Consider the following 10,321-nt stretch of genomic DNA (forward strand, 5'->3'; position numbering starts at 1 on the left):
GGGGTCTGCCCGCCCGCCGCGGTCCGGCTAACCCGGCACCGCCTCGCAGACGTAGGCCTCCGGCCCGGTCGCGAGACGGGCGAGGACGACGGTGGCGTCGTGGGGTCCGGCGAGCTTGAGCCGGGGCCGCAGGGCGTTGGGGTCGACGTCGAGGCCGCGCACGAGGATCTCGAGGCGGCCGACACCGCGCGCGGCCAACGTCCGGCGCAGCGTCTTCTCGCCGTAGCGGCCGTGCTCGAGCACCCGGAAGGCCCGGACCCCTGGCGGCGGGGCGTCGCCGGAGAGGTAGGCGAGGTGCTCGTCGAGGCGCCACAGCCCGTGCCGCGCGCCGTACTGCCGGACGAGCCCGGCCCGCACGACGGCGCCGTCGGGGTCGACGATCCACTCCCCCGCCGGGGCGACGGGGCACGCGTCGTCCTCGGCGTCGGTGACCTCGAACCCGGCGCCGCGGGTGGACAGGACGGTGGCCCGGCGGCGCGTCGCCGCGAGCCCGGCCGACCACAACGCGGCCTCCCGGACGCGGCCGTCGAGGCTGACGATCTCGACTTCGCGCGCCCACGGCGCCAGCGCCGGATCGAGCCCGGGCGCCGTCGAGACGACAAGATCGTGGTGGGTTTCCTGACGTTGAACGCCAGCGTGGACGCCAGGCTGACACAACCCGGCGAGCTCATCCAACGGCGGGGCGAAGTCGGCGGGGCGCCAGGTCCGGCGGCCGGAGGCGGTGCGCCGGGCCGGGTCGGCGACGAGCACCGTGCCCCGCGACGGCGGCGCCAGCGCGTCCGCCCGCACGAGCGGCACACCCGGCACGTTCACGCGCGCCATGGCCAGGCGCACCGGGTCGAGGTCGGAGCCCACGAGACAGTGCGCGACCGGGGCCAGCGCGTGCAGTTCCGCGCCCACCGAGCACGTCACGTCGTGGACGTCGCGCCCCGCGAGCCGCCGCGCCCGGTGCGCCGCCACCGGTGCCGCCGTGGCCTGCTCCGCGGCGTCGGCGGTCAGCAGCCAGCCGTCCGGGACCCGTCCGCGCGCACGTTCCTGGAGCAGCGCGGTCTCGAGCACGGGCGCGGCGCGGTCGCCGAGACGGTCGCGCAGGACGGCGACCGCCCGGAGCCGATCACCGCCCAGCAGCGGCACGGCCCCCGCGACGGCGTCACGTCCGGCGTCCGAGGCCAGGTACGTGACGTCGTCGAGGGTGAACCCGTACGTCAGAGCTGCACCGGCTCCGGCGGCTTCACGCCCGTGACCAGCGCGTTGTAGAACAGCGCGCGCGGCACGACCCGCGCCAGCCGCGCGTCCAGCCACGACAGCCGCTGCCACGTGCGGTACGCGAACATCGCCCAGCCCATGCCGAGCTTCTCGGTCGGCACCGCGGCCTCGAACGTCCGCACCGGCCACCCGAACACGGCGGCGGTGAGCTCCTCGGTGACGACGCGGACGTCGACCGCGCCCGCGGCGTGCGCGAAGCGCTCCAGGCGGTCCGGGTCGAAGACGTGCTGGTCCACCACCGACTCCAGCGCCGCCGCGCGCGAGGACTCGTCGAGCTCGGTCTGCGGGCGGAGCCAGGACGACGGCGCCCAGCGGGTCGTCGCCCACCACGTCGCCTGCCCGAGCTTGCGCGCGTAGAGGTCACCGAGGCGCGTCGGCTCCCCGGCGAACACGAACCGCCCGCCGGGCCTGAGCACCCGGAGGATCTCGCGGAAGGCCGTGTCGAGGTCGGGGATGTGGTGCAGGACGGCGTGCCCGACGACCAGGTCCACCGAGGCGTCCGGCACCGGGATCGTCTCCGCGTCCGCGACGCGACCGTCCACCTCCAGGCCGAGACCCGAGGCGTTGCGCAGCGCGGTCGAGACCATCCCCGGCGAGAGGTCGGTGACCGTGCCGCGCCGGGCGATCCCGCCCTGCATGAGGTTGAGCAGGAAGAAGCCGGTGCCGCAACCGAGCTCCAGGGCGTGGTCATAGGTCGCGGAGCCGGGACTCACCGCCCGGAACCGGTCCACCGCGAACGTCGTGCAGCGCTCGTCGAACGAGATCGACCACTTCTCGTCGTACGAGGCCGACTCCCAGTCGTGGTACAGGACGTTGGCGAGCTTCGGGTCCTTGAACGCGGCCTCGACGTCCTCCCGGGACGCCGTCATCGGCCCAGGAACTGGGCCTTGCCCGGTCCGTTCTCGACGAACGAGCGCATGCCGATCGTCTGGTCCTCGGTGCCGAACAGCGCGGCGAACACCTCGGACTCGAACGTCAGGCCGTCGCGCAGGTCCATGTCCAGCCCGCGGTCGATCGCCTGCTTCGCGGCGGCGAGGGCGCGTGTGGGGCCGTTCGCGAACTGGGCGGCCCAGGCGTGGGCGCGCGTGTAGACCTCGTCGGGCGCGACGACCTCGTCGACCAGGCCCAGCTCCAGGGCCTCGGCGGCCTTGACGAAGCGGCCGCTGAAGATGATGTCCTTGGCCTTCGCCGGGCCGACGAGGCGCGCGAGTCGCTGCGTCCCGCCGCCGCCCGGGATGATCCCGAGCAGGATCTCGGGCTGGCCGACCGTGGCGTTGTCGCCGGCGATCCGGCGGTCGCACGACAGCGCGATCTCGAAGCCGCCGCCGAGCGCGTAGCCGGTGATCGCGGCGACCACGGGCTTCGGGATCTCCGAGACGGCGCCGAATCCGCGCGAGAGCTCGTGGGTCCGCTCGGCCATCTCGGCGTACGAGAGCTCGGCCATCTCCTTGACGTCGGCGCCCGCGGCCAGCGTCTTCTCGCCGCCGTAGACGACGACGGCGCGCACGTCGGCGCGGCTGGTCGCCTCCGCGGCCACCTCGGCCAGCTCGACGTTGACCTGGCGGTTCACCGCGTTCATCGGGGGCCGGTCGAGGCGGATCGTGCCCACCCCGCCGTCCACCTCGAGCCGCACGAACTCCGTCACCGATGGGCCTCCTCGATCAGGTTCTCCGTCGGCGGGGACCCTATCGCCGCACCGCCGTGAAGCGCCGCCGCCGGCTGGAGAGCTCCAGCGGCTGGTCGAACGTGGCCGACAGGTTCTCCGAGGTCATCACGTCGTCCAGCAGCCCCTGCGCCACCACCCGGCCGTCGCGCATCAGCATCGCGTGGCTGCAGTTGGGCGGGATCTCCTCGACGTGGTGGGTCACCATCACCGTCGCCGGCCCGTCCGGGTCGGCGGCCAGCTCGCTGAGCAGCTCCACGAGGTCCTCGCGGGCGCCGAGGTCGAGCCCCGCGGCCGGCTCGTCGAGCAGCAGGATCTCCGGGTCGGTCATCAGCGCGCGGGCCAGCAGCACCCGCTGGCGCTCGCCGGTCGAGAGCGTCGCGTACCGCCGGTCGGCGAGGTCCAGCACGCCCATCATCTCCATGAGCCCCGAGGCCCGGCGGTCGTCCTCGGGGTCGTAGTGCTCCCGCCAGGTGCCGACGACGCCGTAGCCGGCGCTGCGCACGACGTCGTGCGCGGCCTCGTCCGCGGGCACCCGTCCGGCGAGGTTCGCGCTGGCCAGCCCGATGCGGGGGCGCAGGTCGAAGACGTCGACGCGTCCGAGCCGCTCGCCGAGCAGCTCGACGGTGCCCGTCGTGGGGTGCATCTCGGCGGCCGCGAGGCGCAGCAGCGTCGTCTTGCCCGCGCCGTTGGGTCCCAGGACGACCCAGCGCTCGTCGAGCTCGACGGTCCAGTCGAGGTCGGCCAGCAGGTCCGAGCCGCTGCGCCGCACCCCGACGCCCTCCATGCGGATGACGGTGTCGGGGTCTGCGGCTCCGGCTCCGCTGCGCCTCGCGTCCGGCTGCGTCACGGCCGCCATCCTGACGGATCACCCCCCGCGACGGGCGACGGGCCCGCCGCCGATCGGGCACGATCACCCCACGATGTCGAGCTCCCCCACCGACCTGCCGGACGCCCGCGGTACGCATCTCGACGGCGAGGTGCTGCGCGCGTGCGTCCCCGCCGCGCCGAGCGCGGAGGCCGTGGAGCTCTGCCTGCTGGGCGGCGACGGCGAGCGCCGCGTCGAGCTCGCCCGGGCCGGGGACGGGTGGTGGCGCGGCGAGGTCCGCGCCGTCGAGGCCGGCACCCCCTACGGCCTGCGGGTCCACGGCCCGTGGGACCCCGCGCGGGGGGTGCGCACGAACCCGGCGAAGCTGCTCGTCGACCCCTGGGTCCGCCGCGTGACGGGGCGGGTCACCTCGCTGGCGGCGGCGCGCCCGTTCGCCGGCGACGACCCGTTCTCGGCCCACCCCGGCGACCTGGACTCCGCGGGGTCCGTGCCGCACGGGGTCGTCACAGCGCCCGTCGGCGGCGCGACGGGCGCGCGGCCGGCGGTGCCCTGGGCGGACACGGTGATCTACGAGACCCATGTGCGTGATCTCACGATGCGCCACCCCGACGTCCCCGAGCACCTGCGCGGCACCTACGCCGGGCTCGCCCACCCCGCCGTCGTCGACCACCTCGTCGGGCTCGGCGTCACCACCGTCGAGCTGCTGCCGGTGTTCGCGAACGCCGACGAGCCGTCCCTGCTCGCGCGCGGGCGCCGCAACCACTGGGGCTACTCGACGCTCGCCTACCTGGCGCCGCACCCGCGCTACGCCTCGACCCCGGGCCGCGAGGTCGAGGAGTTCCGGGCGATGGTCGCGACGCTGCACACGGCGGGTCTCGAGGTCGTGCTCGACGTCGTGTTCAACCACACCTGCGAGGGCGGCGCCGACGGGCCGTCGCTGTCGTGGCGCGGCCTCGACGCCGCCGGCTGGTACGCGCTCGACGCCCGCGGCCGCGACGTCGACCTCACCGGCTGCGGCAACACCCTCGACCCCGCCTCGCCGCTCGTGCGCGCGCTCACCCTGGACTCGCTGCGGCACTGGGTGACGACGATGGGCGTCGACGGCTTCCGCTTCGACCTCGCCTCGACCCTCGGGCGCCCCCACGGCGGCGCGTTCGACCCGGCCGCGCCGCTGCTCGCCGACATCGCCGCCGACCCCGTGCTCTCGGCGGTCAAGCTCGTCGCCGAGCCCTGGGACGCCACCGGCGAGGGCTACCAGGTGGGCGGCTTCCCCCCGGCCTGGGCGGAGTGGAACGGGCGCTTCCGCGACGACGTCCGCGACTTCTGGCGGGGGCACGGGCCGCTCTCGGGGATCGTCACGCGCCTCGCCGGCTCCTCGGACCTCTACTGGCCCGCGCGCACGCCCGCCGCCTCGGTCAACTTCGTCACCGCGCACGACGGCTTCACCCTCGCCGACCTCGTCGCCTACGAGCGCAAGCACAACGACGCCAACGGCGAGCAGGGCCGCGACGGCACCGACGACAACCGCTCGGCCAACCACGGCGTCGAGGGACCCACCGACGACCTCGCGGTCCTGGCCCTGCGCGCGCGCCAGTCCCGCAACCTGCTCACCACGCTGCTGCTCTCGGCGGGCACCCCGATGCTGCTCGGCGGCGACGAGCTGGGCCACACCCAGCACGGCAACAACAACGTCTACAGCCTCGACGACGAGACCTCGTGGCGGTCGTGGTCCTCGCCGGACCTGGTGGACTTCGTCGCCCGCGCCCTCGCCCTGCGCCGCGCCACCCCGGCGCTACGCCGCACCGACTTCTTCTACGGCCGCGAGGACACCGACCCCGACGGAGCTGCCCCGGACATCGCGTGGCTGCACCCCGACGGCCGCGAGTTCACCGAGCCGGATTTCCACGAGCACGGCCGCACCCTCGTGGTCCGCGTCGACGGCGCGCCGGCGCTCCTGCTCGTGCTGCACTCCGGTGCCGCGGCGGTGGACGTCCTGCTGCCCGACGCCTTCGGCGACACCGCGTGGACGCCCGTGCTCGACCCCGGCACGCCCACCGGCGCCCCGCCGTCGACCGATCCCCGGCCCGCCGGGCAGACGCTCGCGGTCCCGGCGCACTCCGCGCTGGTCCTGCGGGCGACGCCGGGCCCCCGCTGACGAGCAAGATCTCGGCGACCGGAGCGCGCGTCCGCCTCAGCGCGACGTCCGCTCCACTCGTCGGGATCTCGGCGCGGACGAGCATGGATCCGGGGACGTCGGCGCTGCGTCGAAACCGGCATGAACAGCACCGATGAGCAGGGCATCGAGCTCCGGCGGCTGATCCGGCGCCAGCACGGGATCGTCAGCCTGGAGCAGGTGAAGGAGGCCGGGTACTCGCGCCAGATGGTGGCGTACAAGGTCGCGACGAAGGCGTGGTTCCCGGTGGGCCCGCGCGTCTACCAGGTGGGTGAGCACCGGGAGACTCCGTGCTCCCGGACCGTCGCGGCCCTGCTCTCGTTGGGCCCGGACGCGACGCTCGTCGGCGCGTCGGCCGCGTGGTGGTGGGGCTTCCGCAACACCCCACCGGCCCGGACGCAGGTCGCCGTCGCGCCGCACCGGCGCCCCCGCCCGCGGGACGACGTCGACGTCGCGCGCCGGACGATCGCGCCGTGCGACAGGACGAGGCTCTCGGGCATCGCCGTGACCGGGCGCGCGCTCACCGTCCTCGACGCCGCCGCCCACCTCGGGCTCACCGACGGCGCGCGGGTCGCCGACACGGCCCTGCAGAAGGGTTCGGTGACCGTCGAGAGCCTGCGCGACGCGCAAACGCGCCGCGTGCCGGCCAGGGGCCGTGATCGGCGCCCAGATCGTCGCCCTCGCCGCCGGTGGCGCCCGGTCGTGGGCGGAGCGGGAGCTCCACGCTCGGATGCGGTCCGGGGGCGTCACCGGGTGGTCGGCGAACACCCCGCTCGCGCTGCCCGGGTACGGACGCGCCGTCGGCGACGTGGTGTTCGACGAGGAGAAGGTGATCGTCGAGGTCGACGGGTGGGCCTACCACCGCGACCTGCGCGCGTTCCTGGGCGACGGGCCACGCCAGTCCGCCCTCGCCGCCGCGGGCTGGCTGGTGCTCCGGACCCACTGGTACGAGCTGCGCGAGCGCCCCGACGTCTTTCTCGCCCGCCTGGTGGCGACGCTGCGGACGAGATCCTGACGAGTGGAGCGCGCGTTCTGCTCAGCTGAACGCGCGCTCCACTCGTGCGGATCTACGCCGGCAGGACCACGCGGCCCAGCTCAGCGGGCGCGGCGAGCAGGTCGTGGCGGGGCAGCACGCGCACGGTGTAGCCCAGGACGCCCGCGTGGGGCAGCGGGACGACGACCTCGAAGCGGTGCGAGCCGTCGTGGCCCGGGCCGATCGGGGTCATCGGCTCGACGACGGACTCGGAGAGCTCGTCGGCGTCGTCCGCGCGGCCCACCACGGCCTGGACGAGGACCTCGTCGGGGTCGAGCCCGCCGAGGACGACCTCGGCGCGCACGGTCATGGGCGCGCCGAGCACCGGGGTGTCCGCCCCGCCGGAGGCGTCGACCTCGGCGACCGCCACCGACTGCCACGCCGCGTCGAGGCGGGCGCGGTAGGTCGCGAGCTCCTTGGCGCCCGCGAAGCCCTCCGCCACCACCCGCGCCGCCGAACGGGCCGCGGGCGCGTACCACTGCTCGACGTAGTCGGTGACCATCCGCGTCGCCTGGACCTTCGGCGAGAGCGTCGCGAGCGTGTGCCGCACGAGAGCGGTCCAGCGGTCGGGCACGCCGTCGGCGCCGCGGTCGTAGAACAGCGGCGCGACCTGGGTGCCGAGCAGGTCGTAGAGGGCGTTGGCCTCGATGTCGTCGCGGCGGTCGGGGTCGTCGACGCCGTCGGCGGTCGGGATCGCCCAGCCGTTGCGGCCGTCGTAGAGCTCGTCCCACCAGCCGTCGCGCACCGAGAGGTTCAGCCCGCCGTTGAGCGCCGACTTCATGCCCGACGTCCCGCACGCCTCGAGCGGGCGCAGCGGGTTGTTCAGCCACACGTCGCAGCCCCAGTACAGGTAGCGGGCCATCGACATGTCGTAGTCGGGGAGGAACGCGATGCGGTGGCGCACCGCGTTGTCGTCGGCGAAGCGCACCATCTGCTGGATGAGGCCCTTGCCGGCCTCGTCGGCGGGGTGCGACTTGCCCGCGATCACGAGCTGCACCGGGCGCTCGGGGTCGAGCAGGATCGAGCGCAGGCGCTCCTGGTCGCGCAGCATCAGCGTCAGGCGCTTGTAGGTCGGGACGCGGCGGGCGAAGCCGATCGTCAGCACGTCGGGGTCGAAGACGCGCTCGGTCCAGGCCAGCTCGGGCTCGGACGCGCCGCGCTGCAGCCACGACGCGCGGACCCGGCGGCGGACCTCCTCCACGAGCCGCCTGCGCAGCGTCCCGCGCATCTCCCAGAGCAGGGCGTCGGAGACCCCGAACAGCTCGGGGCTGCCCGCCGCCTCGGCGCCCGCGGTCAGCCCGGCGATCTCGCGGGCGGTCCACGTGGGGCCGTGGACGCCGTTCGTCACCGACCCGATCGGCACCTCGGGAGCGTCGAACCCGCCCCACAGCGACTGGAACATGCCTCGCGACACCTCGCCGTGCAGCTGCGAGACGCCGTTGGAGCGCTGCGCGAGGCGCAGGCCCATGTGCGCCATGTTGAACATGTCGCCGGCCGGTTCCCGGCCCAGCGTGAGGACCCGGGTCGGCTCGATGCCCGGCAGCATGTCGGCGGTGAAGTAGTGCTCGACGAGCCCGATCGGGAACCGGTCGATGCCCGCCGGCACCGGGGTGTGGGTCGTGAAGACGGTGCCGGCGCGCACGGTCGCGAGCGCCTGGTCGAAGTCGAGGCCCGCGTCGGCCGTCAGCTCGCGGATGCGCTCGAGGCCGAGGAAGCCCGCGTGGCCCTCGTTGGTGTGGAACACCTCGGGCGCCGGGTGGCCGGTCAACCCGCAGAAGGCGCGGACCGCCCGCACGCCGCCGATCCCGACGAGGATCTCCTGGCGGATGCGGTGCTCGGCGTCGCCGCCGTAGAGCCGGTCGGTGATCTGGCGCAGGTCGGGGTCGTTCTCCTCGATGTCCGCGTCCAGCAGCAGCAGCGGCACCCGGCCGACGGACGCCTGCCAGACGCGGGCGCGCAGCGTGCGCCCGCCGGGCATCGCGACGCCGATCAGGACCGGGGCGCCCGACGCCTCGGTCAGCAGGTGCAGCGGCAGGCCCTGGGGGTCCAGCGCCGGGTAGAGCTCTTGCTGCCAGCCGTCCAGCGAGAGTGATTGGCGGAAGTACCCGGATCGATACAGAAGGCCGACGGCGACCAGGGGGACCCCGAGATCGCTCGCGGCCTTCAGGTGGTCACCGGCGAGGATGCCGAGCCCACCTGAGTAGTTCGGCAGCACCTCGCTGACCCCGAACTCCATCGAGAAGTAGCCGACCGCGGACGGGAAGCCCTCGCCCGCTCGCTGCTGGTACCAGCGCGGCTCGGACAGGTAGGCGCGCAGGTCGTCCGCCCGCTCCTGCACGCGGCCCACGAACGCGGCGTCCTCCGCGAGCTCGGCCAGCCGCTGCGGGCGCACCTCGCCGAGCAGCCGGACGGGGTCGCCGCCGCTGGCCCGCCAGCTCGCCTCGTCGACGCTCGCGAACAGGTCCTGGGTGGGCCCGTGCCACGTCCAGCGGAGGTTCGTCGCCAGCTCCTGGAGGGGCGCGAGGGCCGCCGGGAGCTGGGCGCGGACGGAGAAGCGACGCAGAGCCTTCACGCGGGAGGAGACTACGGCGCGGCCACCGACGCGCCGTGCGGGCCCACCTGTCCTGGATCGATCCCTTGACTACGCTGCGTCGCGTGAGCGCGTTGGGGAGATGGTGGCGGTCCGGACGACGGGCGAACGACGCGGGGAAGCCCCCCGAGCAGGACGCCGACCACGGTCCTGAGCAGGAGATGACGGCGCCGCGCGACGCCACCGGCGAGCAGCCGGTCGTCGGGTCGGACGGCGCCAGCGCACCGGCGTTCGAGCACGAGCCCGCGTCCGAGTACCCGCCGCGGTACGACCCGCGCTACGACGACCGGCGGACCCCCACACACGACCCGGGGCACACCGAGATCACCACCGGGCCGCCGTCCGCGGGCTGGCTGCGGCGACGACGCGGGTGGGGTTCCGCCGACGACGTCGAGATCGGCCCGCCCCCGCCGCCGGACGCGCGCCCGACCACGGGTCCCTTCCCGGTTCCCGGCGGCGTCGCCGACCCCGCGTCGGGGCCCTTCCGGTCGCCCGCCGGAGCGGGTCCCCCGTCCGGACCGTTCCCGCCGCCCCACGCCGGCGCGCCCTCGGGCCCCTTCGCGTCGCCCGATCCCGCCGACCACCCCGGGCCACGCCCGTTCCCCGCGAACGGCGCCGCGCGGCCGGGTGGTCCGGCCCGCGGCGAGCCGACGCCGGGTCACGGGTTCCGGGCGGTCGGCGCCGACATGCCGGGCCTCGACGGCGGCGCCTCGCCGGCACCGACGCTGCCGCCGTGGCGCCGGCCGGCCACCCCGCCGTGGGGCATC

Annotated in this window: 7 protein-coding genes; 2 read left to right on the plus strand and 5 right to left on the minus strand. The window is 75.2% G+C overall.

Annotated features, from left to right (window positions below; translation table 11 throughout):
* Window positions 1-27: 27 nt before the first annotated feature.
* From ACR9E3_RS14295 to ACR9E3_RS14310, 4 genes are read right to left on the minus strand one after another with little or no spacing between them, the layout of a single operon-like run.
* Complete coding sequence (locus ACR9E3_RS14295) at window positions 28-1,209, minus strand: THUMP-like domain-containing protein (RefSeq protein WP_460381010.1); 1,182 nt, start codon at window positions 1,207-1,209, stop codon at window positions 28-30.
* Window positions 1,206-2,135: a class I SAM-dependent methyltransferase gene (locus tag ACR9E3_RS14300; RefSeq protein ID WP_460380960.1), complete on the minus strand. Its 930-nt coding sequence runs from the start codon at window positions 2,133-2,135 to the stop codon at window positions 1,206-1,208. Before ACR9E3_RS14300 ends, ACR9E3_RS14295 begins: the two co-directional genes overlap by 4 nt.
* A complete protein-coding gene (locus tag ACR9E3_RS14305; protein ID WP_285656132.1) occupies window positions 2,132-2,911 on the minus strand; it encodes an enoyl-CoA hydratase/isomerase family protein in 780 nt (259 codons plus the stop codon). The genes ACR9E3_RS14300 and ACR9E3_RS14305 overlap by 4 nt, the downstream gene beginning before the upstream one ends.
* Window positions 2,912-2,951: 40 nt before the next feature.
* A complete protein-coding gene (locus ACR9E3_RS14310; protein ID WP_285656382.1) occupies window positions 2,952-3,716 on the minus strand; it encodes an ABC transporter ATP-binding protein in 765 nt (254 codons plus the stop codon).
* A 136-nt stretch (window positions 3,717-3,852) separates the two neighbouring features.
* Here ACR9E3_RS14310 and glgX point away from each other — a divergent pair, with 136 nt between their 5' ends.
* Together glgX and ACR9E3_RS14320 are read left to right on the plus strand one after the other, a co-directional pair.
* Window positions 3,853-5,913: a glycogen debranching protein GlgX gene (gene glgX / locus ACR9E3_RS14315; RefSeq protein ID WP_460380961.1), complete on the plus strand. Its 2,061-nt coding sequence runs from the start codon at window positions 3,853-3,855 to the stop codon at window positions 5,911-5,913.
* 673 nt (window positions 5,914-6,586) lie between these two features.
* Complete coding sequence (locus ACR9E3_RS14320; RefSeq protein WP_460380962.1) at window positions 6,587-6,946, plus strand: endonuclease domain-containing protein; 360 nt, start codon at window positions 6,587-6,589, stop codon at window positions 6,944-6,946.
* 52 nt (window positions 6,947-6,998) lie between these two features.
* Here ACR9E3_RS14320 and glgP read toward each other — a convergent pair whose 3' ends face one another.
* Entirely contained in the window at window positions 6,999-9,536 is a 2,538-nt protein-coding gene (glgP, locus tag ACR9E3_RS14325) for an alpha-glucan family phosphorylase (protein ID WP_460380963.1), read from the minus strand.
* Window positions 9,537-10,321 lie beyond the last annotated feature (785 nt).

The sequence above is a fragment of the Actinomycetospora sp. C-140 genome, from assembly GCF_054796175.1.

What these genes read in the sequence shown, in the direction of transcription:
- ACR9E3_RS14310 (WP_285656382.1), bottom strand. Translation starts at nt 3,716, where the DNA reads ATGGAGGGCGTCGGGGTGCGGCGCAGCGGCTCGGACCTGCTGGCCGAC.
- ACR9E3_RS14300 (WP_460380960.1), bottom strand. Translation starts at nt 2,135, where the DNA reads ATGACGGCGTCCCGGGAGGACGTCGAGGCCGCGTTCAAGGACCCGAAG.
- glgX (WP_460380961.1), top strand. Translation starts at nt 3,853, where the DNA reads ATGTCGAGCTCCCCCACCGACCTGCCGGACGCCCGCGGTACGCATCTC.